This window comes from Ruegeria sp. BHSC276, assembly GCF_059612945.1.
Genome location: NZ_JBXWRP010000007.1, coordinates 39,762 through 63,890, shown reverse-complemented (window position 1 = coordinate 63,890; position 24,129 = coordinate 39,762). Strand labels below are relative to the sequence as shown.

Sequence of the window (24,129 nt, the reverse complement as noted above, 5' to 3'; positions counted from 1 at the left end):
GGAGAAAGAGATGCATCGTTTGCTGACTTTGAGCTTTCTGACGCTGTTTGTTCCGCTCGCCGCGCCCGCTACGGCTGAGCAGATCGCTTGGGAGGATCTGATCGATCCGTCGGCGCAAACCTATGAGGATCCTTTTGAGGATTTAAACTATCAACAGATCGAATCCTTGCGGACGATCGTCCGAAACAGAGAGCTGCTGAACGACGCCACTCTCAGCGAGGCTCAGATGGCCGACGGTGCCGCAAAAATCAATGCGGCACTTGAGGAACTGTCTGAAGACGGGATTGATGCAGATTGGCTGATCGACCAACGCTGGATCGTTGCCGACCGGCGCAAGAAAGCAGCAACAGCGGCTAATCCGAAGCTTGATGGACAAATCGTTACATTGGCGGGTTACGCTATCCCAGCGCCTGTCGAAGCGGACGGGACCACTGTTGTCTACCTCGTTCCCATACGCGGCATGTGCAGCCATACCCCACCGCCAAACGCCAATCAGATGATCCGGGCGCGAGTAGTTGACGACTGGAGCCCCAGCACTATGCACGAACCGGTGCGGCTGACAGGCAAACTGTCAATTGAAGAAACAAACTATACTTTCCGCATCGTAGACGGCAATGTGCCAATGAGCTCCAGCTATGTTTTGGAGGTCTCGCAGACTGAAACGATGCGAGACCTGATGGCCAGCACGCCAACAACAAATGATTGGGCGGCATCGATTGCTGGTCGCATCTTAGCAGCGAGTCATAACAAGACCGGCGGGGCAAAGGCGTCGGAATGATAAGACTTCTCGTTGTCGCATTGAGTGTTGCGGTTGCTGGCGCTGCCTCGGCGCAAGGACTGTCCGGGCCTTCTTCGGTCGAAGCTGATCTGGAGCCCGGAGATGGGCTGACCGACCCACAATATCGTTCCGATTTTCCGCGCAATATCGCGCCGGGCTGGTTTCAGTGGAAAGAGCGGCTTGCTGAGGGTGGGTTCCGGTTCAACTTGGATTACCTGGCATTGGGCCAAACCACGAATGCTGATTTGGGAACTGGTGAAGCCGCAAGTGGAATCGCTCGTTTCTACGGCAGTTGGCAGGCAACTGAACGGGGTTCTCTGACATTCAAGATCGAAGACCGGCACAGCTATACCGATGTTGCCCCACAGTTTCTTGGGCTGGATGGCGGAGCGCTTTCGATCACAGGGACAGCCTTCAACGATAATGGTTTGTTGTTGACCAACCTGTTCTGGACCCAAAGGGCCGAGAACGGTTCGTGGACGCTGCAAGTCGGGCAGATTGATGTAACCGACTTTGTGGATATTTACGGGTTGGTAAGCCCCTATAGTGGTTTCCAAAACCTGTCCTTCAACACCAACCCGACGATTAACACGCCCAACCAAGGCATTGGCATTGCCGGTGGGATAAAGCTGAGCGATAACCTGTACGCCGTCGCGAGCGTCTCAGACGCAAATGCCGACCCGTCTGATCCAAACTTTGATGTGTTCAGCGATGGAAATTTATTCAAATCACTCGAAATCGGCTACACTTCTGGCTTTGATCGCATCTACTTCGACAATATCCATCTGACACTCTGGCATGCGGATGCGGCTGATGATGGTAGCCGTCCAGAGGATTACGGCGCCGCGTTTTCTGCCGCATGGTTTGTTGACAATAAGTGGATGCCATTCTTTCGGGCTGGGGCTTCAAAAGGGACGGCAGCACTCTATGATCGGTCCATTTCTGCCGGTGTCGGCTATTACGGTCGCAATACCGATTTGGCAGGGCTGGGTCTGAACTGGGCTGAGGCAAGAGGCATAGACGGCGATCAGTTCACGCTTGAAGCATTCTATCGCTTTTCAATCTCACCCGGACTGCAGATCACACCGTCGATACAATTCATATCCAACCCGCTTCTGAACCCTGATCAGGATAACATTACATTGTTCGGTCTAAGAACCCGGATCGTTTTCTGATGCGGGCCGAAAGCAGTAACTGAAATCAAAGCAGTTATGGGAGTATTGTTAGGTGAATGTTCTCGGTGGACTGATGGAGGCAGGATGGGCGACTGAACAAGTATTCAAATCTTTCTTTGGCCCAGGATTATTAATTTAATTTTCAATACCTTAAGCTAAATTCACCTCTGCGATATTCAGAAGTTATACACAAAGTGATGCATTTTGTTATAACCCATTGAAATTAAGTCTGGAAACTTGATTGAAAGTCCTCGTTTCGGTGGCTCGATTCCGCCCCCGGGTACCATTTTAAACCTATGAAATAAAACAGAAATCTGCCACTTTGAGCGCTGCGCTTCAGTGCTGGTATTGGTCGAACCGCGACTCGGGGCAACAAATCCACGTGGTGCATCTCGGGGTAACGCACGGGCAGACCTGTCTCGCCGAGACCTGGATCTGCTGTGCAATACCCGGTGCCACCAGTATCGCCTCCTAAAGGTCGCGATGCACTGCCGGGTTTATTCCTCGATCTCGGTCGCGCGGAACACGGACGGGAGCGCCGCCTCGGCCTTCTCGGAAACGGCTCGCGGCATGTCGCTCTGATGGCCGTGCTTCTGGCAGTCTGGATAGCCAGTGGCGGCTAGAGGCCCATCGATCGACCCGGCTGTCTGACGTCAGCATTCACCGGACCAGGAACGGTGTGAACTCCATCCTCAGTTATCCCAAACATAGCGGTGGACCACTTCAGTGGAGGATCACCATGTGGAGCGCATGACACTGGTTAAACCACGTCAAGGAAGCAAGGTTGGGTCGCATCCGAAATATCCGTTCTGTCGGCAAAGGTCAGCCAGTTCAGCGGCAACCTCTTCGGCTTCGCCGCCTTGACCGTCTTCCTGCAAAACCCGAATCTCGGCACTCAACAGCCAGGCGACGAATGCTTCCATCTGCATTTCCCGTGCAAGGCCGAGGCTTTTGGTCAGGACAAGCCGCGCATTCTCGAAGTCTCTGTTTCGGGCCAGCACACGGGCGAGCGGCGCTGCTGCAAAGCAACTCAAAACATCGATCCCGGCCTCAATGGAAATCTTTAGTGCCGTGCGCAATGCCTCTGCCGCACGCGCGTCGTTTTCTGCTTTCCAGCAATTGATCCCGCGCGCGATCAGGGCGAAGCTGCGGTCATACACCTTGCCTGTCTCGCCCGCGATTTCCAGCGCTTCGTGGATGTCGTCCTCGGCCTTGTCGAATTGGCCCATCATGCTCAGGGCGTTGGCCCGCGTTGCGATTCCCAGCACTGAAATCGATCCGGTCGTTCCGGTTTCGACGGTGCGGAACTCATTCTTGAAAAGACCGGCATGATGGTCGATCGCCGCTTTCGCGCTTTCGTAATCCCCGTGGAACCAGGCGGCCTGCGCCAAGGCAAAGGCCGCGTTGGCCTGCAGCCGGGCATCGCCCAGTTCGGTCGCGCTGTCCAGAGCGCGTTGCGAAATTCGGCGCGCGTCACGAATATCGAACAGGATCGTCGTCATGATCCCCTGATCGATCTGCGACGTGATCTTCGAGACCCTGTCCCCCGCGTCATCGCACAATTTCTCTGCCTCGTGCGAGATCTCGAGAATGCGGCGGAAATTACCGCTGGCCACCAGCGAGACGCGCAGGCCCCGGCGAACCCGCAATTCAAGCTCGTACACGTTCTGAGACCCGGTCTCGGCCTTCAGCCTGCCGACGCAACGCAGCGCGTTGTCGAAATACGAAACCGCCGCCTCGAACGAGAACAGTCGGCTGGCAAGCTCGCCGCAGCGTAGATAGGCTTCGGTTGCTTCCTGCCACAGCTCACCCTGATCGGCATGGCGGGCGATGGCCTGGGCGATTTCCAGATCATCGGTGTCTGCACCGGCGTGCAGGGCCTCAAAGATGGCCCGGTGCAGGCGCGATCGGCGCAGTCGCGGAATGCTGCGATAGCTGACTTTCTGCACCAGCGCGTGACTGAACCGGATCTGCTGGTTTTCCGCAGGGCCGTAGGTTTCCAGAAAACCGCCTTCGATCAGGGCCGTCAGCCGAGGCCGGGCTTCAAAGCCCAGTCGTTGAAGTGTCTCGGTCAGCGTACTCCATGTCCAGCGCAGACCGCCGACCGCGGCAACCTGCAGCGCCTTTTTGTTCTCACTGTCCAGCGTGTCGATCCTGGACGCGATGAGAGGCTGGACGCGGGCCGGTACTTCCAGATCGGCAAGGTTGCGGTGCAGGCTTTCGTTGCCTTGTGTCCGGTCCAGACGGTTTCGCAGATGGTGGGCGAATTCCTCGACGAACAACGGGGTGCGACCGCTCATGGTGTCGACGAAGTCGCGCAAGCGGCCGTCGTCGCCTCGTGGCCCCAACAGGCGCGAAATCAATTCCCGGCAGTCGTCCTCGCCGAGCGGGGGGACCGGAAGCAGCTGCAGCCTGCCTTTCTGATCGCTTGTGAAGGGCGTCGCGTTGCGCGAAGTGAGCACCACGAGAACCCGCAGGAAGGAGATGCTTGAAAGCAACTCCTGAACCACGTCCAATGTTCCCTGGTCCGCCCAGTGAAGATCCTCGAACAACAGAAGAAGCGGCTTCTCTTTCCGGGTCGACAAGATCATCCTGGACAGGATGTCGTTCAGCTTGCGGCGCCGGCGCGACGGGTCGCCGGCAGCCTGTTCGACTTCGGTCCGGGCGCGGCGAAAGATCGAAAACAGGGCCTGTCTGGTGTGTTTGTCCAGGAATCTGGTGTTGCCGATCCCCTTTGAAAGCTTCGCTTCCAACTCGGTGTCGGATTGGCAGTCGGACAGTTTCATGCGGGCGTTCAAGGCGCGGATGATTGGCAGATAGGCGGCCGTCTGATCCAGCGAGAAGCAATTGAACTCCCATAGGTCGAACGCCTCGGGCGCGATGTTTTCCACAAGTTCGTGGGTCAGGCGCGACTTTCCGACCCCCGCCGCGCCAAGCAGCAGGACCGAGTTGCCTTCACCCTGACAGGCCCTGGACCAGGCTTCGCGCAGCCGGGCCATTTCGGCCTCGCGCCCGACCAGGGGCGAGCGGTCGCGACGCGCCAGCGATGCCCACCGGGACCGTTGTTCGTTTCGGGCCTTGATCTCGAACAGTTTCAGCGTCTTGTTGCGTCCGTCGATCTGCAATTCGCCGGCGGGTACATGGTCGAACAGGGTTCCGACGCTTTGGATGACCGTTTCCGAGACCGTCACCACGTTCTTGCGGGCTGCGGCCTCGATTTTGCTCGAGATGTTCATGACCGGCCCGAGAAAGGCCTGCTCGTGTCCTTGGGTGTGCTGCAGATCGCTGACCAGCAGTTCGCCGGCGTGGATTCCGATGCGGACGTCGGGGCTCTGATCTCCCTTCCCGGCGATCTGGCGGATGATCTCCTGCGCGCTGGCAATCGCCTTTGCGGCGTGGTCCTCGTCGGCCTGGGGCGAGCCGAAGACCGCCAGCGCGCCGTCCCCTGTGAACAGCGTGGTCGCGCCGTGCTTTTCGCAGATGGTCATGATCTGTTCGATCACCGGCCCCAGATGGCTGACCGCATCTTCGGGGTCCAGATCGCCGATGATCATGGTCGAACGCACGATGTCAGCAAAAAGAACCGAACACATTCGGCGCTCGGTCGGCTCGATCTGTACTCGACTCCGCATTCTCGAAGGCTCCCCCGGTCGGACGTGAGTATGTCTGGTCCGCCCGGATTAATCCAGCCCGATCCGTACGGCCGACCTTACATCAGCGGCGCAGTCGCCTCTGGGATCGGAGGAGGGCGCATGGTGCTTAATCATTGAATTTTCTCCAATAACACTATACGAGTTGCCCATGGTTTTAAGAAATTGGGGACAGAAATGACCGATCACCATACTCGCGGACTGACTTTGGAAGACGTCCAGACCATCATCGGGCGCGGGGTGCTGGACGAGGCGTTTCGCAACGCGTTCATCAAGAACCCCGAAGAGGTCGTGGACCGTCTTGGTATCACGCTGGATCAGGACGATCACGCGCGCAAGCTTCTGGGCGCCATCAGTTCGGTCTTTGCCGGAGAATCGGATCTGAAGACCGCGATGCAGGACATCAAGGCGGCCTACGAACAGACATCCGACGGTGTGCTTCGCCCCCGCTGCGCGTAATCCCGCATGAGCGAGACGCCGCCGGGTCGTGTGACGTCGCAACCTGCGGCGCTTCATCGTCTGTGCCTGGTGTCGATGCCGTTTTCGTCGCTGCAGCATCCCGCGCTGGGGATATCGCTGCTGGCGACCATGGCCAGGGACGCCGGGGTCGCGACCACGGAAAAATACTTCAGCTTCGACTTTGCCGAAACCATCGGCCTTGACGACTATTTCCTGCTGTCGGACGGCAAGGTCTATCAGGCCCTCTTGGGAGAGTGGTTGTTCAGTGATCTGGTCTATCCGCGCCCCGAGCCGGATGCGATGGCCTATCTGCTGGATGTCCTGGGCGACCATGTCGAGGGGGTCGAGTGGCTGACCTATGTGCAAAGCGCGTTGGCAGCCAGAAAACTGACGCGGGATTTTGTGGAGCGGTGCGCCGACGAGGTGATGGCATGCGCTCCGACCGTGGTCGGGATCACATCGTCGTTCCAGCAGGTGATGGCGTCGGTCGCGCTTGTGCGAGCCCTCAGAAAACGATCCGACGACCTGGTGATCGTCATGGGGGGTGCCAATTGCGAGGGGTCGCTGGGCAAGGCGCTTTTGCGGGCACACCCCGAACTGGATGCCGTGTGCCAGGGCGAAGGCGAGCAAGCCTTTGCCGAATTTCTCAACGAGGTGCGAACCCGGCGCGACCTGCCCGCCGTTCGCGGGATGTTGACGCGCTCGGACCTGCGGTATGACCGCCCCGGGCAGCCGCCACGTCTGACGGCAAATCTCGATGCCTTGCCGATCCCGGATTTCAGCGCGTTCTTCGATCGGTTCGAACAGACACCGGGATTGTCCGACATCCTGACGCCTTCGGCCACGATCGAGACGTCACGCGGGTGCTGGTGGGGCGCCAAGCACCATTGCACGTTCTGCGGCCTGAACGGTCAGACGATGGCGTATCGCAGCAAGTCCCCGGACCGGGCGCTTGCCGAGTTCCGCCACCTCGCCGACCTGTACGGGCCCGACATCGTGGTCGTCGACAACATTCTGGACCATCGCTACCTCAGGACGCTGATCCCGCGGCTTGCGCGCGACGAACGCCCGTTTCTGATGCATTACGAGGTGAAGTCGAACCTGTCCCCGTCAGTGATAGCAGCCTTGGCCGATGCCGGCATACGCAAGGTCCAGCCGGGGATCGAGACGTTTGACACGGCAACCCTGATGCACATGAAAAAGGGCGTTTCCGGGATTCAGAACATCCAGACGCTCAAGCTGTGCGCCGAGGCGGGCGTGTTCGTCGAATGGTGCTTTCTGTACGGCTTTCCCTGCGAGACCGCCGAGACTTTCCACAACCTGTCCCGTCTAATCCCGTTGCTTGCGCACCTGCAGCCGCCGGGCTCGGTCGGGCCGGTGCGGGCGGATCGTTTTAGCCCCTATTTCGAACGCCCCGAAGCCTTTGGCATCAAGGTCGCGCCGGCAAAGCCCTATGCGCATGTCTATGCGGTTCCGGCCGAAGATTTGTGGGATCATGCCTATCATTTCGACATTCTCGAGGACGGTTCAGCCCCGGCAGATCAGCGCGCGCAGCCGGTGCTGCACAGCCTGAAGGATTGGCAGGCCAGCGCGGCGGCGCTTTATTTCGATGGCGATCGTGTCGTGGATTCCCGTCGTCCCGAACGCCCGGTCACCCATACCCTGTCCGAGGTCGAACGATCCATTCTGGACCTGTGCCCGACGATCATGGGGGTCGATCTGTTGCACAAGCGGTTGATGGGCAGGTACGACGCCAAAGCCGTCGAGCAGGCCCTTGAACGGTTACAGCGCGCCGGGCTGATCCATGCCGAGGGCAGTTCGGTATTGTGTCTGGTTCTCAGAACGCCGGGCTTTTCGCGTGCGCCGGACTGGGCAGATATTCGCGCAATGCCCCAACACGCCTTCGCCGCACAACGACCGCAGGAATTCGCGCCCGAGAGCCGCTCGGCACCAGCGCCCGGTCCGACGGTCCCGCAGCACGGCTAAGGCAGGGTTGCCCGACGAATGCCCGCCCCCGCAGCGCATCTGCCGCAGGGGCGGTGCTCCGGTCAGTTTCCGTTCAACAGGGTCAGGAGGGCTTGGGCGGCCCCCACGGACGAGGCCGGGTTCTGGCCCGTGACGAGGCGCCCGTCGCTCACCGTCAACGGGCCCCAATCGTCGGCTTTTTCGTAATGCCCGCCATTGGCCTTCAACATGTCCTCGACCAGGAAGGGTACGATGTCGGTCAGTCCCACGGCCGCCTCTTCGGAATTCGAGAACCCGGTGACGCGGCGTCCCGAGACCAGCGGCTTTCCGTCTTGGGCGGTGGTGTGCCTGAAGACCGCAGGCGCGTGGCAGACGGCGCCGACCGGGCGATCCGTCGCGACGAAGGTTTCGATCAGGCGCTTGCTGTCCGCGTCTTCGGCCAAGTCCCACAGCGGGCCGTGGCCGCCCGGATAGAAGATTGCGTCAAAGCCTTCGGCGTCGATTTCCGACAGGCGCGGGGTCGATGCCAGCTGGGCCTGCGCGTCCGTGTCTGCCGCAAAACGCCGGGTGGCATCGGTCTGCGCGGCGTCTTCGTCGCTGGCCGGGTCGATGGGCGGTTGCCCGCCCTTGGGCGAGGCCAACACGATCTCGGCCCCGGCATCCTTGAACACGTAATAGGGGGCCGCGAACTCTTCCAGCCAAAAGCCGGTCTTGCGGCCCGTGTCGCCGAGTTGGTCATGAGACGTCAGAACCATGAGGATCTTCATTGCTTTTCCTTTCGTTTGGCTTGTCTGAAGCTGTCAGTCTTGCGCAACGCGGATCACGCGTTTGCCGAAATTCTCGCCCCGCAGCAGGCCGATCAGCGCCTTGGAGGCGTTTTCCAGCCCGTCGATCATTTCTTCGCGGTACTTGACGCGGCCGGAATTGACCCAGTCACCCATCTGCGCCGCGAAGTCCGGGTAGAGGTGGCCGAAATCCTCGAAGATGATGAACCCCTGCACAGTGATCCGCTTGCGCAGGACCTGACCCAGAAACCAGTTCATCCGGTCCGGCCCTTCGGGCAGCGCGGTGGCGTTGTACTGCGATACCAGCCCGCACACAGGGATGCGGCTTTTGGGGTTGAGGTTCGGGATCACCGCGTCCAGCACCTGGCCGCCGACATTCTCGAAATAGATGTCGATGCCGTCCGGAACGGCCTGGCCGAGCTGCTCGGCGAAATCAGGGGCCTTGTGGTCGATGCAAGCGTCGAAACCCAGCTCGTCCACCGCATGGACGCATTTCTCGGGGCCACCGGCCACACCGACGACGCGGCAGCCCAGAATCTTGCCGATCTGGCCGACCGTGGCCCCGACCGGCCCGGTCGCCGCGGCGACCACGATGGTCTCACCGGGTTTCGGCGCGCCGATCTGCGTCAGGCCGGCCCAGGCCGTAAAGCCCGGCATGCCGAGCACCCCAAGCGCCCAGGACGGATGCGAGGGCGCCTGGCCGAGGTTCAGCACGCCCTCGCCGTCCGACAGAGCATAGTCCTGCCAGCCATTGAAGCTGAGCACCCAGTCACCTTCGGAAAACCCGTCGATCTTCGAGGAGACCACGCGCGCCACGGTGCCGCCCACCATGACCCCGCCGATCTCGACCGGCGGTGCATAGGAGGGGGCGTCGCTCATGCGTCCGCGCATATAGGGGTCCAGCGACAGGTAAACCGTGCGCAGCAGCATCTGCCCCTCGGCCGGTTCGGGGATATCCGTTTCGACCATGCGCAGCGTATTGGTGTCGGGTTCGCCCTTGGGGCGCTCGGCCAGAACGATCTGGCGGTTCCTGGTGTCAGACATGTCGTGTCGGTCCTGTGGATTGCGTTGAGTGCGTGATCACGCGTTGGTATCGACATGCAGGCGCACGTCGATATTTCCGCGTGTGGCGCGGGAATATGGGCAGACCTGATGCGTCGCCTCGACCAGCTTGCGGGCGCCTTCATCGGACAGCCCGGGCAGATGCGCGGTGATGTCGAGGTCCAGCCCATAGCCACCATCCGACCGCTGCCCCAAACTGACCGCCACCGTGGTGCTGGTGCCGGTTGCATCCAGCCCCAGCGATTTCGCCATCAAATCCATGGCGCTGTCGAAACAGGCGGCATAGCCAAGGGCAAAAAGCTGTTCGGGGTTGTGGCCGTCGGCCTGAGAACCCGGACGCACCATCGGAATCGACAACGAGCCGTCATCCAGCGCGGTCACCCCCGACCGGCCACCGGTGGCCGTTGCTGATGTTTTGTAGAGAATTTTCATGGGCAGGCTCCTGTTTTCGGCTTTCTAATAGACCGGTCGTCTAGTATATGGTCAAAATTTTTTACATGGGGCGTATCGCGGATGCGGTTGATTTCATGGCCGATTCCAGCGGCTCGACCGATCCGGAGAGGCCAGCGACCAGGCTGGCGCCGAGCCACTGGTGATAGATCGCACGCGCAGTCATTGCCGGGTCCTCGAGCCGGGCCACCGAACCTTCGGCGATGCCGTCGCGCAGGGTCTGGGTCAGGGCCTCGACGATGCCGTCCACGGCGTTTTGCAGAACACCGCTCATGCTGTCTGACAGGTCCGAAACCTCGGCCGCAAGCTTGACGACCAGGCAGCGCTCTTCGGGGTTTTGCCCGGTCTGTTTGCGGATCCAGCCCTGGAAATAGGCAAGGAATCGATCATGCGCGTTCAGCGAGGGGTTGTTCAGCGTGTCCGCCAGCCCTTGTCGGTAATCGTCGGCAAAACTTTCTAGAAGCGCGCAGCCATAATCCTCTTTCGAGGCGAAGTAATGGTAGAACGAGCCCTTGGGAACTCCGGCCTCTTTCAGCAGGTCGCTCAGGCCGACGCCGACAAACCCACGCTCGGCGGTCAGCCGGCGGCCCACGGCCAGAATCTGTTTCCGGGTATCCTTGCGTTGCGTGCTCATGGGTCACGAGATGGCAGTTAACAGACCGGTCGTCTAGTGGGATGATGGATGAAAATCCAGATGACGTAACGTCGGGTCATCGCCCACGAAGAAAGTGCACGGATTTCGAAGCCTTACAGTTCCTTCCGCGCCCGCAGCGCTGCGGTGATTGTCCCGTCATCCAGATAATCCAACTCGCCCCCGATCGGCACGCCCTGCGCCAGCGAGGTCAGGCGGACCTGTCCTTCCAGCTGATCTGCGATGTAATGGGCCGTGGTCTGCCCGTCGACGGTGGCGTTCAGGGCCAGGATCACTTCGGTGATGTTTTCGGCAGTCACCCGGTCGCGCAGGCGGGGGATGCGCAGGTCATCCGGGCCGACGCCGTCCAGTGCCGAGAGCGTTCCGCCCAGCACATGGTAGCGGCCTTTGAATACCCCTGCGCGTTCCATCGCCCACAGGTCGGCCACGTCTTCGACCACGCACAGCTCTCCGGTGGCGCGGTCTTCGGAATTGCAGATGTCGCAGATGTCGGTGGTGCCCACGTTGCCGCAGTTCAGGCATTCGCGCGCGGTGGCGGCGACCTGCTGCATGGAGTCCGACAAAGGCTTAAGCAGTAAGGCGCGTTTGCGGATCAGGTGCAGCACCGCCCGCCGGGCCGAGCGCGGCCCCAGCCCCGGCAGCTTGGCCATCAGGTCGATCAGGGCGTCGATGTCACTGTTCGAACTCATGGCCTCTCCTGCGTGGCTTTGGCGGCGGGGGTTTGAGGGGCGAAGATTAGAACGGCAGCTTGATGTCCGCCGGCAGACCCATGCTTTCGGTCAGCTTGGTCATTTCTTCCTGCGACCGCTCGGCCGCCTTGGTCTGCGCATCCTTGATGGCGGCCAGGATCAGGTCCTCGACCACTTCTTTGTCGTCGCTGTTGAAGATCGACGGGTCGATGTCCAGACCTTTCAGCTCGCCCTTGGCCGAGGCCGTGGCCTTGACCAAGCCCGCGCCGGATTCGCCGACGACCATGATGGTGTTCAGATCTTCCTGCATCTGCGCCATCTTGGTCTGCAGTTCCTGCGCGGATTTCATCATCTTGGCCATGTCGCCCAGACCGCCGAGTCCTTTGAGCATCTGTATGTCTCCTGTCATTCGAATTGCGGCCTAAATACGGGCCGTTTGCGTCCTTCACAAGGGCAGCGCGCCTTCTGCGCGGGTGATTAGTCTTCCTCGAATGGATCCCATTCGTCCTCGACCTCGGGCAGGGCTTCGGTTTCGACCTTGGCCGCGCGGTCCTGAGGGGTTTCGATCCGGGTGATGCGGGCCTTGGGGAATTGTGTCAGAACCGCCTGAACCAAAGGGTGTTCTTCGGCCTTGGCCTTCAGCGCCAGCTCGGCCGCGTCGCGCAGTTCGGCGATGGTGGGCGCGTCCCCGTCCGAGACGATCGAGACCGCCCAGCGATTGCCGGTCCAGCGCTGCAGCGCGGACCCGAGCCGCGCGGCCAGGTCGGTGGGGGCCTTTTCGGTGGGCGTGAATTCGATCCGTCCCGGCTGGTACGAGACGAGGCGGACGCCGTTTTCGACCTCGACCAGCAGTTTTACGTCGCGGTTGGCGCGGATCAGTTCGACCACATGCTCAAAAGTTGGATAACGCGCCAGCGCGGTCTGCACGTCCTGGGCCAACGCCGCCGTCGGCGCGCCGCCCACGCCACGCGGGGCCGGCGCATGGGCCGAGGCCGTCGCGGTCACGGGCGGGGCGCTGTTTCCGGCGACCGGAACGCCGCCCCCCGGCCCGCCGACGGGCGGCGGAGGGCTGTCCTGAAGGCGCTTGATCAACTCTTCCGGGCTGGGCAGATCGGCCACATGGGTCAGACGGATCACCGCCATTTCCGCGGCCATCATGGCGTTGGGGGCGGCCGAGACTTCTTCGAGCGCCTTCAGCAGCATCTGCCACATCCGGGTCAGCACACGCATCGGCAACGCCTCGGCCATCTGCTGTCCGCGGGTGCGCTCATCGGGTGAGACGGTCGGATCTTCTGCCGCGTCAGGGGTGATCTTCACCACCGAGACCCAATGGGTGATTTCGGCCAGATCGTGCAGCACCGCCAGCGGGTCGGCGCCCTCGGCATATTGCGCGCCCAGTTCGGTCAGGGCCCCGGCCGCATCGCCACGCAGGATCATGTCCATCAGGTCAAGAACGCGGCCCCGGTCGGCCAGCCCCAGCATCGCGCGCACCTGATCGGCGGTGGTTTCGCCGGCGCCATGGCTGATCGCCTGATCCAGCAGCGAGGTCGCATCCCGGGCCGAGCCTTCGGCGGCGCGGGTGATCAAGGCCAGCGCGTCATCCGAGATTTCCGCGCCCTCGGCGGTGGCGATCTTGCGCAGCATGCCGATCATCACTTCGGGCTCGATCCGACGCAGGTCGAACCGTTGGCAGCGCGACAGCACGGTGACCGGAACCTTGCGGATCTCTGTCGTGGCAAAGATGAACTTCACATGCCCGGGTGGCTCTTCCAGCGTTTTCAGCAGCGCGTTGAAGGCGCTGGTCGACAGCATGTGGACTTCGTCGATGATATAGATCTTGTACCGCGCGCTGGCGGCGCGATAGCGCACGCTGTCGATGATCTCGCGGATGTCGTTCACGCCGGTGCGGCTGGCGGCGTCCATTTCCAGCACGTCCACATGGCGACCTTCCATGATGGCCACGCAATGCTCGCACTGGCCGCAGGGTTCGGTCGTTGGTCCGCCATTGCCGTCGGGGCCGATACAGTTCATGCCCTTGGCGATGATCCGGGCCGTGGTTGTCTTGCCGGTGCCACGGATGCCGGTCATGATGAAGGCCTGCGCGATCCGGTCCGCTTCGAACGCGTTTTTCAGCGTGCGCACCATGGCATCCTGACCGACCAGGTCGGCAAAGGTTTCCGGGCGGTATTTTCGGGCGAGAACCTGATAGGCGGGGCTGGACTGTGTGGTCATGTCTGCTCTGACGGATTCGTACTGACGATGCAGGGTAGAGTTCCCGGTGCCCCGCGTCCACAGCGCCGGTGCAGGTTTTTCGCTTTGGCGGTGGCGCTGGTTGGGCCATACTGGACCAATAGTTTCAGTGATGCGTTTCCCGAGGGGTGGTTTCGATGTCCAATCTGGTTGTTCATGCCCTGCAGGTCGGGGGCGGTTCGCTTGCCCTGACCTCGATACCCGGCGGAGGCGGCGACTACCGCGGCGACCTGGACCTGATCGGGGGCTGGGCGCCGGGTCTTGTGATCTCGATGACGACCCTGGCCGAGATGGTCGCCGTGGGGGCGGGAGATTTCGGATCGGACATCCAAGGGCGTGCTAGCCGCTGGGCGCATATGCCGGTCGCCGATTTTTCGGCGCCGGGGGATGACTTTGACGGCCAGTGGCCGCCAGTCAGCGCCGCCGCCCGCCATGCGCTGAGCGGCGGCGGGCGAGTTCTGGTGCATTGCCGGGGGGGCTGTGGACGATCCGGCATGGCCGTTCTGCGCCTGATGATCGAATGTGGCGAAGCCCCGGAACCGGCGCTCAAACGCCTGCGGGCCGTTCGCCCCTGCGCCGTGGAAACCGAGGCGCAGTTGCTCTGGGCCGCGGCGCCGGCTCGGGTTGCTACCCCGGACTGACCGTCAGATGACTGCCGGCAAGGCGTGTTCCGCCAGGGTGGCGGGTTCCAGCGCAACCGCCTGCAGCATCGCGCAGGGTGACGTGTCCAGCCCCTGCGCGGGGCAGGCATCGGCCTGATCATTGAACATCAGGTCGGCATAGGCGTCCAGGCTTTGCGTATCTGCCCCTGCGCGTGCGCCGCAATACACCCGGATCAGGTCGGCGCGAGCGTCAAAGCGGGCCATGCAGCCCGGCGTGCAATGGGTCAGTTCGCTGCTGCCTTCCACCCGGAAATGGGGCGAGGTTGCCGCGTCGGCCGCCGCGACCGCCTGCGCGACCGACCGGGCCAGATGCGCCAGCGCCGGGCAGGTCCTGCCCGTGCGTTGGCAGACGGTTGCGGAAAATTCGTGCGTGTTGGTCTTCCAGATCATGATGCGCCCTCCGCGCGCTGGGCGGGGCGGACCGGGGCGGACAGCCGATTTCACGGCCAGACCCTGCCCGGACACCCCGTCCGAGTTTCGGTTTCACGTTTGATGGCAGGTCTCCTGACTTGCGGGTCGTTGCTTTGCCGACCTTCCCAACCTTGCGGTCAGTGGTATCTCGGCATCGCTCTCCGCCTACAGTTGCGGGGGCAGTCCCGGCATTGGCCCGTTCCGATTGTCCCGGGGGGGGCCGCACCGTGTTCCCTTTTCATCCCGGCCGAAGGCGCGGGAACCATCACCCAATCGCTAGCGGTCAGGGTCGGGCCGAGTCAAGCCGCATTCAGTCGCGCGGCTGGAACCGGTCCCACGGGACATGCTCGGGCAACCGGCGCAGCACATTCGAATCCCGACGCGCGCGCGCCAGTTGCCAGCCGCCCTGCATCATGATGAACAGGGTGTCGGCCGCCATGTCAGGATGCGCGACGCCGAACCGTTCCGCGTGGCCGCGCACCTCGTCGATCCAGCTTTCGTACAGCCGGTCGGCATGGTCGCGGAAGGCCCGGTTGTCGGGGCTTTCGAACAGGGTGGCGGCGATCGGGCAGGTCTCCCATTGCGGCGAGGTGTCGAACAGTTTCGCGATCTTGTGGCAAAGGGTGGTGACCCCTGCGCGGAAATCCTGCGCGTCGTTGAACGCCGCCGCGATCATGTCGCGCATCCCGTCCGAAGCCCAGCTGGCCGCAGCCAGGGCAAGATCCTGCTTTCCCTTTGGAAAATGGTGGTACAGCGAGCCTTTGGGCGCCCGGGCCTCGGTCAGGATCTCGGTCAGGCCGACACCGTTGTAGCCCGAGCGCTGGAACAGCCGGGCGGCGGTCTGGGTCAGGCGATCGCGGGTGTTTTGCGGACGTCGGGTCATCTTGCACGCATCTTGACAGGGCTGGACCGATCGGTCCAGATGAAATGATTAGACCAATCGGTCCAGAGCGCTTGGAGGCATGGATGTTGGATTCGCAGCAGACCGTGAAAGTCGAGGATTTCGAGTTTTCGGCGGGCGAGGCAAACCTGTCGGCGCGGCTCTATGCACCGATGGCCAGGCCGGAAATCGCGGTCGTACTGAACGGGGCAACCGGCGTGCCGCGGGGCTACTACCAGCATTTCGCGCGGTGGCTGGCCGCTGAACGGGGCATGGCCTGCCTGACCTATGACTATCGCGATTTCGGGACATCTCTGAAACGGCGCCTGAAAGACTCGGATGCCACGATGGCCGATTGGGCGCTGAAGGACATGCCGGCGGCGCAGGCCGAGATGCGGCGGCGCTATCCCGATGCCAAGCTTTGGGTCATCGGTCATTCGGTTGGCGGGATGCTGGGGCCGCTTCAGCCCGGGATCGACCGGATCGACCGGATGATCTGCGTGTGTTCGGGGCTGGTGACCCTGGCCGATCATCCCTGGCCCTACAAAGGGTTGGCGAGCCTGTTCTGGTATGGTCATGTGCCGCCTCTGGTGCGTCTGCTGGGCTATCTGCCGGGGCGGATGCTTGGGTTCGGCTCCGACCTGCCATCCGGGGTCTATTGGCAGTGGCGGAAGTGGTGTACGTCACCCGACAGCTATCTGCCGGAACTGGGCGACACGCTTCCGCCGGCCGATTGGGGCCGAATGACGACCCCGGTGGACGTCATCGCCCTGGAGGATGATCAGACGGTTCCGCCGCCGGCGGTCTGGCGGCTGGCCGAGCTGTACGGGCCTGCGGCGCGGCGCCATCTATTGGCCCCGGCCGCCTTCGGCCTGCGCGAGGTCGGCCATATCGGCGCCTTCGCTCGGCGCAGCCGCGCAATCTGGCCGCGGCTGGTTGCCTGACGACCAGTCCGGCGGTCCTGCATCAGGGAATGATCGGAAAACAGTGTGCCGTGACGGCATCAAGTGAGAGGTTGGACAGCGACCCAAGCGGGGCTCGTTGTGGCTGCTTCCTTCCGGACCTGACCAGGTTGGCGAGGCGCTTGCCCGCGCCAACCTCTCGACCGCCGATATAGGCATCACGCAGGCGCTTGGCAACCCGTCACGGCCACAGCCGAATCCGGAGAAAGCCCTGGTCGTCCAACCCAAGCGGCTCGGGGCTGAAAGCGGCCAGTTCATCCAGGTATTTCTCGGCGCCCGGTCCGGTGCGCAGCACGGCCGCACGCCCGTGGAAACCGGTCAGGGAAAAGCTGGCCGGAGCATCTTCGAGCGGATCGCGTTCCAGCGCTCCGGACAGGTAATCCCGGACGATCGCGCGGATATTCATGCGCGGCATCTGGATCGCCGGACTTTGCCGCAGGATCGGGAAATTGCCACCGCCATTGGCCCGATAGTTGTTGACGGCCACGACATAGGCCTGTTCCGGCGTGACCGGGGTGCCGTGATGGCAAAGGTTTCGTATCCGCCCATTCTCGTTACCGGTCCGGTGTCCGCCAAGGTCGAAACGCGGCGGGCATGACGGATCGATTTTGTAGGTCACCCCGTGCAGAACGTCAAAATTGTGCCCGGTCGCCTGCGGGTCTATCAGGTCTGCTTCGCGGGCGCCGTCGATTTGCCGGTAGACTGCTGTCGACATTTCCAGCCAATCCCGCAACTGCGCACCGGTAACGACGACCGCGCGCAACTCATTGGGAAACACATGCAGATCCGACACGTGGCGCAGGAACACGTCGCCCCGCGGAACATCGGTGAAATGGCGTGGCCCGGCCCGACCCCCGAATTTGGAGGGTGCTACGCTCGACAGCAGCGGAAGGTTTTCCAACTTCGACTCTTTCAGAACCGGCCGCAGCGCTGCGGCCTGGGCCGCGGCGACCAAGGTCAGGCCGCGATCCAGCCCGCAGAAAGTGAAATAGCTGTGCATGGCCTGTTCCGTCCGCCCGACCGGCGATGCCGCACGGCGGCGTGTCCGTGCGTGTCCGTTCTGAAACACTTGCATCATCTCGGGGTCTTCGGGCACAGGCCCCGCATCCGGCTGCGCAGGCTGAACAGAGCGGAGTCGGCCGGATTTCGCGACGATTTTCCACCCTGTTGCATCTCGCTCCAGCGTCAGGTCGATCACGCCCAGATGCGTTCCGGCGGTTCCGGGCATGACCACGGGCTTGCCGTGGATCAGACCGTTTTGCAGGTCCATGCTGGCCACCGGGTCCGGGACGTCTGCGGGAAACAGCATGTGCGTGTGCCCGGCCACGATGGCATCCACGCCGGCCAGAGCCGCCAGCTGGATCACCACGTTTTCGGACATGGGGGCAGGTTCGGCGTCACCAAGGCCGGAATGGGCAAGGGCAATCACCAGGTCACAGCCGCGGTCGCGCAGTTCGGCAATGCAGGTCCGGGCGGTGGAAATCGAATCGGCGACCTCGACCTGCCCGTCCAGATGGTGCGCTTCCCACCGGGCCGTCTGCGGCGGCAGGATCGAAAAAACGCCGACGCGCAGCGGAACCTCTTGGCCGCCAACCCGCATCCGACGTGTTAGTACGACCCAGGGCTGCCAGGCCTGCGCCCGTCCAATGCGCCGGAGATTGCCGCACAGCACCGGAAACGGCGCGTGTTCGACGATGGCTTCCAGAACGGGCAGCCCGAAGCTGAAATCGTGGTTGCCAAGCGCGATTGCGTCATAGCCCAGTTTCTCGAAAGCCGACAACAGCGGATGCTGAGGGCCGGGCTGGTCGGCGGCCCAATCACCCAGCAACGTGCCTTGCAGCGCGTCGCCGTTGTCGAACAGCAGCACTTCGGCGCCCGACTGCCGGGCCTCTTGCCGGGCGACGCGGATCAGGCTGGCCGTGCGGGTCAGCCCGATGGCTTGGTCCGGCTGGTCGGCGTAATAGTCGAAGCTGGTCAGATTCATGTGCAGGTCCGTCGTCGCCAGGATGCGAAGGACGGATTGGATCGCTTGGCCATGCGCTTGGTGCGCCAAGGTTTTTGTTTTCAACTGCTCTGCTTTTGTGCGTTGTTTGAAATGCATGTTCGCCGAAAGGTAGAATATCCGTTTATTTGTCGGGCATCCATGTGTCTTTTTTGCAGGCGGTGCCGAACGGCGGCCTTGGCTTGGGCATTGCGCTGGGCCGACAGTCGTGGCAGCCCTTGAGCCAATCGCAGGAGCATGGACATGAAACGGGCAGAGCAGGTTACATTCGGCGGATCGGGGCTGAACCGTGCCGCTGATATTCGCGCCAACGGCGAAGAACTGGAGGCGGCCCGCAGGGACCCGATGTCGCGCTGCCTGTTGCTGTGGCGGGGCAAGATCTTGGTGCAGGGCGGCGATCTGGATCAGCTGGCTTGGGTGCCGATGACCCACGCTCTGGTGCAGAGCGGCCCCGGGGGTGCCGTCGAACAGCCCGTTTTCATGGGGAAGTCCGACGCGGGCGCGCCCTTGTTTGCCGCCGACATATCCGATTGGCCGGCCGACGGGCTGGACTTGTCTGGAGTCGGGGCCTTTGTCGATCGCTCCGAGCAGCAGCATCCGAACCTGCCCACCGGTCATGTCTTTGCCGAGCTGCGTCGCATCATGACCCGTCTGTCGCCCCGCGATGCCGAAATCGCCGCGACGGCGAAGGCGGTGATCGGCTGGCACGAAACCCATCGGTTTTGCGCCCGGTGCGGAACCCGCAGCGCCCCGGCACAGGGCGGCTGGCAGCGGGCCTGCCCCGAATGCGGCGCCCAGCACTTCCCGCGCACTGATCCGGTGGTCATCATGCTGGTCACCTTTGGCGACGCAGTGCTGATGGGGCGCTCGCCCGGCTGGCCCGAGGGGATGTATTCACTGTTGGCCGGATTCGTCGAACCGGGCGAAACGCTCGAGGCCGCCGTGCGACGCGAGGTCATGGAAGAAGCCGGCGTGCCGGTCGGTGCGGTCAGCTATCTGGCCAGCCAGCCCTGGCCGTTTCCAGCTTCGCTGATGTTTGGATGTGCGGCACAGGCCCTGTCGCAGCGGCTGATGATCGATCCGGTCGAGATCGAAGACGCGATCTGGGTGTCGCGCGCTGACATGATGCAGGCCTTTGCCGGGGAACACCCGCGGTTGATGCCGGCGCGAAAAGGCGCGATCGCGCATTTTCTTCTGCGCAACTGGCTTGCGGATACACTGGACTAGCGAGACACTGGCAAAAATACCGAACGATCAAGGCGTACATGCAGTTTTCGGCACAGCAAGACATTCAGGTCCCCATCTCGGACGTTTTCGAGATGGTCGCGGATTTCGGGCGTTTCGAACGCATGGCGCTGCGGCGCGGGATCGAGGTGCGGCGGACCTTCGATACGCCTTCCCCCGGGGTCGGCGCCTGTTGGGATGCCGAATTCAAGGTGCGCGGTCGAACGCGCCGCATGTCGGTCGAACTGGCCGAGTTCGAACGCCCGTCGCTGATGCGGTTCGTGGCCGCGGGTAAGGGCATGACCAGCCTGACCACGGTCGAGTTGCTGCCGCTGTCGCAGCGGCACACGAGGTTGTCCATCGAAATGTCGCTGGCCGCCCAGACTTTGCCCGCACGGCTGTTGCTGCAATCGTTCAAGCTGGGAAAAACTCGGTTTCGCCGCCAGTTCCAGTTGCGGCTGGGTGATTTCGCCCGCGAAATGGAAACCCGGTACGCGCACGGGGGCTGACGGCGCCCGGCAGCAAGTCGCTAGCCCCGAGGCCGCGCGGCGGGATAGACCCCCAGTATTTCGACATTCGTGGTGAAATGCTGCAACTCGTCCATCGCCAACTGCACGTTGCGGTCGTCGGGATGGCCGACGATGTCCGCATAGAATTGCGTCGCCGTGAAGGAACCGTCGACCATGTAGCTTTCCAGCTTGGTCATGTTGATGCCGTTCGTCGCGAACCCGCCAAGCGCCTTGTACAGCGCCGCCGGGATGTTGCGGACCTGGAAGACGAAGCTGGTGATCATGCCATGCGCACCCCGGCGCGTCTCGTCCACTTCGCGCGACATGACAAGGAACCGGGTGGTGTTGTCGTCATTGTCCTCGATATGCCGAGCCAGAACGTTCAGCCCATAGATCTCGCCCGCCAGTTCGCTGGCAAGGGCTGCCGAGTGTTTGTCTCCGGCCTCGGCAACCTCGCGCGCGGCGCGGGCATTGTCGGGGCTGACCCGGCCCCGGATGCCGTGTTCCTGCAGAAAGCCCGCGCATTGCGGCAGCAGGACCAGGTGTGAATGCGCCTCGGTAATGTCTTCAAGCGTTGCGCCGGGGACCGCCAGAAGGTTGATGTGCACACGCACGAAGGCTTCGTCGATAATGTGCAGCCCGCTGTGCGGCAGCAAACGGTGGATGTCGGCGACGCGGCCATAGGTGGTGTTCTCGACCGGCAGCATCGCCAGATCGGCCTGGCCCGACCGGACCGATTCGATCACGTCCTCGAAGGTGCGGCAGGGCAGGGGCTCCATGTCGGGGCGGGCCATGCGGCAGGCTTCGTGGCTGTAGGCGCCGGGTTCGCCCTGAAATGCGATGCGATTGGTCATTTGGTCGATTCCGTGCAACAAGTTACAGAATTGGGCGTTTGGTCGCGGTGTCTATACCTTGCCTCTTGCAAGGGGAAGCCTTAGACACCCCGCAGACAGCTGAAATGGACTCGCGATCAATGTTTGACACGATGACAGTTACCAAGGCCGCAGCCGGCCTGTTCGGTGCCTTTCTTTTCTTCCTCCTGGCGAAATGGGGGGCTGACGTTCTGTATAGCACGGACGCGCATGGTGAAATGGCCGCCTATGTGATCGAAACGGAAAGCGCCGGCGAAAGCGCTGACGGCGAAGAAGTGGTCTTTGCCGATCTGCTGGCCGCGGCCGATCCTGAAAAGGGAGCCAAGGTGTTCCGCAAGTGCTCGGCCTGCCACAAGCTCGAGAAGGGCGCGAACGGCACCGGCCCGTACCTGTACGCCGTCGTGAACCGTCCGATCGCATCGGCCGAAGGGTTCGGCGGGTATTCCGCCGCGATGCAGTCGCATGGCGGCAACTGGACGCCCGAGGAACTGGATGCCTTCCTGGCCAATCCGAAAGGCTATATCCAAGGCACTTCGATGAGCTTTGCGGGCCTGAAAAAACCTGAAGACCGTGCCGATCTGATCGCCTATCTGCAGACGATCGGCGGCTGATTGGTCAGGGTCCGTGACTTGCGAAAGCCGCTGCCGATGTGCAGCGGCTTTTTCGTCTCAACAAATCTTCACAAAGCGCTCACGCAGTCTAAACTTGCAACTGCCATCGCTGGCCCGTTAGCTAGCGTGGACAGACATGGAACCGAGACGAACGCGAAGGATGACCTGCATGAAACCCGTTTTACCTGGCGCGCGTGTACTGAGTATTCGGCATTGGGCGTCAGCGTTGGGGCTTTCGGCGGCGATCATGGCGCTGCAGACAGTGCCGGGCGTGGCAGATGAGGGCGACATCATCCGCAGCCACGGGTATTCGTATTTCGGCAACCTGGACTATCCGGCCGACTATGCGCATCTGAACTATGTGAACCCCGATGCGCCCAAGGGGGGCGAGCTGTCGCTGGCGGCGTCGGGGACGTTTGATTCGCTCAACCCCTATTCCCGCAAGGGGCGGGCCGGTGCTTTGACCACGTTGCAATACGACCGGTTGATCGACAGTTCGGATGACAGCATTGGCCAGTATTACGGCGTGCTGGCCGAAAGTCTGGAATATGACGCCGACCGCAACTGGGTCATCTTCCATCTGCGCCCCGAGGCGACCTTCTGGGACGGCACACCGGTCACGGCCGAGGATGTCGTCTACAGCCACCGCCTGTTCATCGAGCAGGGCCTGCCATCCTATGCGCAGGCCGTGGGCCGCATGGTCACTGGCGCCGAAGCTCTGGACACCCACACGGTGAAATTCACCTTCAATCCTGAATTGACCGCCCGCAGCCGTATCGAGACGGTGGGGTCCACCCCGGTGTTTTCGAAGGCCTGGTTCGAGGCCGACCCGTCGCGTCGCCTGGACGAGCCGCGGCTTGAGGTCGCCGTGGGGTCGGGACCCTACAAGCTGGACAGCTACGACATCAACCGGCGCATCGTCTACAAGCGGCGCGATGATTATTGGGGCAAGGACCTGCCGTTCAACAAAGGGCGGTTCAACTATGACAGCATCCGGGTCGAGTATTTCGCGGATCAGACTGCGGCCTTCGAGGCGTTCAAGGCCGGCGAATACACATTCCGCATCGAAAGCGACCCCAAGCTGTGGGCGACCGGGTATGATTTTCCCAAGGTCGCGCAGGGCTATGTGGTGAAGGATGCGATCCCCGACGGCAGTCCGCCGAATCCGTCCGGTTTCGTGTTCAATCTGGCGCGCCCGCAATTCGCCGACAAGAACGTGCGCAAGGCGCTGGCGCTGGCGTTCAATTTCGAATGGGCCAATGAATCGCTCCTGTACGGTCTGAACTCGCCGCGTGATTCCTTCATCGAAGGCACCCCGCTCGAGGCGAAGGATGTCCCGCAGGGTCCCGAGTTGGAGTTTCTGAAGTCGCTGGGCGACGTGGTGCCGTCGGAATTGCTCACCCAGCCGGTGGAAACGGTGCATCAATCGAACCCGGCACGGCTGAACGACCGGCGCAACTTGCGCAAGGCCGCGAAGCTGCTGGACGAGGCCGGATGGCCCGTGGGTGAGGGCAACGTGCGCCGCAACGCCCAGGGTCAAACCTTGCGGGTGAACATCCCGTACCCCTCCAACCTGCCGACCTCGACGGCCACGATGATCGAGACCTTCGTGCAGAACCTACAGGCCATCGGCGTGGACGCGACGGCGGAAAAGGTCGACCCGGCGCAATACACGCTGCGCAGCCGCGAACGTGACTACGACATGGTGTATTCCACCCGCTACAGCGCTTTCCTGTCCACCGGCGGCGGGCTGAGCCAGATGTACGGCTCGAAAGAGGCCGCGTTCAGCCTGTTCAACCCGGCCGGACTTGCCAGCCCCCTGGTGGACGCCATTATCGAGGCGTCTTTCGCCACGACCAACCAGACCGAGCAGGACGCGGCGCTGATGGCGCTTGACCGGGCCCTGCGGTACGAGTTCTTCATCATCCCCGACGGGTATATCGCGGAATACTGGACGGCGTACTACGACATGTATGAATATCCCGAACAGCTGCCGCCCTATTCGCTGGGTTATCTGGATCTGTGGTGGATCAACCCGGAAAAGGAAGCGGCCCTGAAAGCGGCAGGCGCGTTGCGGTAAC

At 62.4% G+C, this 24,129-nt stretch carries 22 protein-coding genes, 1 other RNA gene and 1 riboswitch; of the genes, 10 read left to right on the top strand and 13 right to left on the bottom strand.

Features of this window, described 5'->3' with window-relative positions; all coding sequences use genetic code 11:
- Positions 1 to 10: 10 nt before the first annotated feature.
- Both AC2FMD_RS12770 and AC2FMD_RS12765 read left to right on the top strand, forming a co-directional pair.
- On the top strand, positions 11 to 778 hold the full coding sequence (locus tag AC2FMD_RS12770) for a DUF3299 domain-containing protein (RefSeq protein WP_496742636.1): 768 nt from the start codon (positions 11 to 13) through the stop codon (positions 776 to 778).
- A complete protein-coding gene (locus AC2FMD_RS12765) occupies positions 775 to 1,953 on the top strand; it encodes a carbohydrate porin (RefSeq protein ID WP_496742635.1) in 1,179 nt (392 codons plus the stop codon). The genes AC2FMD_RS12770 and AC2FMD_RS12765 overlap by 4 nt, the downstream gene beginning before the upstream one ends.
- Before the next feature lie 770 nt (positions 1,954 to 2,723).
- Here the strand turns inward: AC2FMD_RS12765 and AC2FMD_RS12760 are convergent.
- A complete protein-coding gene (locus tag AC2FMD_RS12760; protein WP_496795083.1) occupies positions 2,724 to 5,585 on the bottom strand; it encodes an ATP-binding protein in 2,862 nt (953 codons plus the stop codon).
- A 195-nt stretch (positions 5,586 to 5,780) separates the two neighbouring features.
- On the opposite strand from AC2FMD_RS12760, the gene AC2FMD_RS12755 reads away from it, so the two are divergent.
- Positions 5,781 to 6,062: an Os1348 family NHLP clan protein gene (locus AC2FMD_RS12755; protein WP_149776248.1), complete on the top strand. Its 282-nt coding sequence runs from the start codon at positions 5,781 to 5,783 to the stop codon at positions 6,060 to 6,062.
- A gap of 6 nt (positions 6,063 to 6,068) precedes the next feature.
- On the top strand, positions 6,069 to 8,048 hold the full coding sequence (locus AC2FMD_RS12750; protein WP_496742633.1) for a RiPP maturation radical SAM C-methyltransferase: 1,980 nt from the start codon (positions 6,069 to 6,071) through the stop codon (positions 8,046 to 8,048).
- Positions 8,049 to 8,110: 62 nt separating this feature from the next.
- On the opposite strand, the gene AC2FMD_RS12745 is transcribed toward AC2FMD_RS12750, so the two are convergent.
- The 7 genes from AC2FMD_RS12745 to AC2FMD_RS12715 form a co-directional block, all read right to left on the bottom strand.
- On the bottom strand, positions 8,111 to 8,794 hold the full coding sequence (locus AC2FMD_RS12745) for a type 1 glutamine amidotransferase domain-containing protein (RefSeq protein WP_496710710.1): 684 nt from the start codon (positions 8,792 to 8,794) through the stop codon (positions 8,111 to 8,113).
- A 33-nt stretch (positions 8,795 to 8,827) separates the two neighbouring features.
- Entirely contained in the window at positions 8,828 to 9,856 is a 1,029-nt protein-coding gene (gene curA / locus AC2FMD_RS12740) for an NADPH-dependent curcumin/dihydrocurcumin reductase (RefSeq protein ID WP_496795082.1), read from the bottom strand.
- 36 nt (positions 9,857 to 9,892) lie between these two features.
- Positions 9,893 to 10,306 (bottom strand): organic hydroperoxide resistance protein, encoded by a 414-nt coding sequence (locus AC2FMD_RS12735; RefSeq protein WP_496710708.1) that lies wholly within the window; start codon positions 10,304 to 10,306, stop codon positions 9,893 to 9,895.
- Between the two features lie 61 nt (positions 10,307 to 10,367).
- Positions 10,368 to 10,958, bottom strand: coding sequence for a TetR/AcrR family transcriptional regulator (locus AC2FMD_RS12730; RefSeq protein ID WP_496710707.1), 591 nt, complete (start codon positions 10,956 to 10,958; stop codon positions 10,368 to 10,370).
- Positions 10,959 to 11,071: 113 nt separating this feature from the next.
- Positions 11,072 to 11,665, bottom strand: coding sequence for a recombination mediator RecR (recR, locus tag AC2FMD_RS12725; protein ID WP_496742630.1), 594 nt, complete (start codon positions 11,663 to 11,665; stop codon positions 11,072 to 11,074).
- Positions 11,666 to 11,711: 46 nt separating this feature from the next.
- On the bottom strand, positions 11,712 to 12,056 hold the full coding sequence (locus tag AC2FMD_RS12720) for a YbaB/EbfC family nucleoid-associated protein (RefSeq protein WP_170360889.1): 345 nt from the start codon (positions 12,054 to 12,056) through the stop codon (positions 11,712 to 11,714).
- Between the two features lie 86 nt (positions 12,057 to 12,142).
- Positions 12,143 to 13,897 carry a DNA polymerase III subunit gamma/tau gene (locus tag AC2FMD_RS12715; protein WP_496795081.1) on the bottom strand — a complete coding sequence of 585 codons (1,755 nt, stop codon included), beginning with the start codon at positions 13,895 to 13,897 and terminating at the stop codon, positions 12,143 to 12,145.
- 155 nt (positions 13,898 to 14,052) lie between these two features.
- Here AC2FMD_RS12715 and AC2FMD_RS12710 point away from each other — a divergent pair, with 155 nt between their 5' ends.
- The gene (locus AC2FMD_RS12710) at positions 14,053 to 14,556 is read left to right on the top strand and encodes a protein-tyrosine phosphatase family protein (protein ID WP_496742628.1); all 504 of its coding nucleotides are present in this window, start codon (positions 14,053 to 14,055) and stop codon (positions 14,554 to 14,556) included.
- A gap of 3 nt (positions 14,557 to 14,559) precedes the next feature.
- Here the strand turns inward: AC2FMD_RS12710 and AC2FMD_RS12705 are convergent, their stop codons facing one another.
- Together AC2FMD_RS12705 and AC2FMD_RS12700 are read right to left on the bottom strand one after the other, a co-directional pair.
- The gene (locus tag AC2FMD_RS12705) at positions 14,560 to 14,967 is read right to left on the bottom strand and encodes a hypothetical protein (protein ID WP_496742627.1); all 408 of its coding nucleotides are present in this window, start codon (positions 14,965 to 14,967) and stop codon (positions 14,560 to 14,562) included.
- 87 nt (positions 14,968 to 15,054) lie between these two features.
- Positions 15,055 to 15,270: riboswitch (cobalamin riboswitch) on the bottom strand.
- A 28-nt stretch (positions 15,271 to 15,298) separates the two neighbouring features.
- Complete coding sequence (locus tag AC2FMD_RS12700) at positions 15,299 to 15,871, bottom strand: TetR/AcrR family transcriptional regulator (RefSeq protein WP_496710702.1); 573 nt, start codon at positions 15,869 to 15,871, stop codon at positions 15,299 to 15,301.
- Between the two features lie 83 nt (positions 15,872 to 15,954).
- On the opposite strand from AC2FMD_RS12700, the gene AC2FMD_RS12695 reads away from it, so the two are divergent.
- Positions 15,955 to 16,812, top strand: a complete 858-nt coding sequence (locus AC2FMD_RS12695) for an alpha/beta hydrolase family protein (protein WP_496742626.1) — start codon at positions 15,955 to 15,957, stop codon at positions 16,810 to 16,812.
- A gap of 62 nt (positions 16,813 to 16,874) precedes the next feature.
- On the opposite strand, the gene ffs is transcribed toward AC2FMD_RS12695, so the two are convergent.
- Both ffs and AC2FMD_RS12685 read right to left on the bottom strand, forming a co-directional pair.
- An RNA gene (gene ffs, locus AC2FMD_RS12690) (signal recognition particle sRNA small type) lies at positions 16,875 to 16,971 on the bottom strand.
- A 40-nt stretch (positions 16,972 to 17,011) separates the two neighbouring features.
- On the bottom strand, positions 17,012 to 18,931 hold the full coding sequence (locus tag AC2FMD_RS12685) for a bifunctional 2',3'-cyclic-nucleotide 2'-phosphodiesterase/3'-nucleotidase (RefSeq protein WP_496742625.1): 1,920 nt from the start codon (positions 18,929 to 18,931) through the stop codon (positions 17,012 to 17,014).
- Between the two features lie 144 nt (positions 18,932 to 19,075).
- Here AC2FMD_RS12685 and nudC point away from each other — a divergent pair, with 144 nt between their 5' ends.
- Both nudC and AC2FMD_RS12675 read left to right on the top strand, forming a co-directional pair.
- Complete coding sequence (gene nudC / locus AC2FMD_RS12680) at positions 19,076 to 20,059, top strand: NAD(+) diphosphatase (protein ID WP_496742624.1); 984 nt, start codon at positions 19,076 to 19,078, stop codon at positions 20,057 to 20,059.
- A 38-nt stretch (positions 20,060 to 20,097) separates the two neighbouring features.
- Positions 20,098 to 20,565 carry an SRPBCC family protein gene (locus tag AC2FMD_RS12675; protein ID WP_496795080.1) on the top strand — a complete coding sequence of 156 codons (468 nt, stop codon included), beginning with the start codon at positions 20,098 to 20,100 and terminating at the stop codon, positions 20,563 to 20,565.
- 20 nt (positions 20,566 to 20,585) lie between these two features.
- Here AC2FMD_RS12675 and AC2FMD_RS12670 read toward each other — a convergent pair whose 3' ends face one another.
- Positions 20,586 to 21,419, bottom strand: coding sequence for a prephenate dehydratase (locus tag AC2FMD_RS12670; protein WP_490360572.1), 834 nt, complete (start codon positions 21,417 to 21,419; stop codon positions 20,586 to 20,588).
- A gap of 119 nt (positions 21,420 to 21,538) precedes the next feature.
- Between AC2FMD_RS12670 and AC2FMD_RS12665 the strand changes: the two genes are divergently transcribed.
- Together AC2FMD_RS12665 and AC2FMD_RS12660 are read left to right on the top strand one after the other, a co-directional pair.
- Positions 21,539 to 22,048, top strand: a complete 510-nt coding sequence (locus tag AC2FMD_RS12665; protein WP_496680455.1) for a c-type cytochrome — start codon at positions 21,539 to 21,541, stop codon at positions 22,046 to 22,048.
- Between the two features lie 169 nt (positions 22,049 to 22,217).
- A complete protein-coding gene (locus AC2FMD_RS12660) occupies positions 22,218 to 24,128 on the top strand; it encodes an extracellular solute-binding protein (protein WP_496742623.1) in 1,911 nt (636 codons plus the stop codon).
- Position 24,129 lies beyond the last annotated feature (1 nt).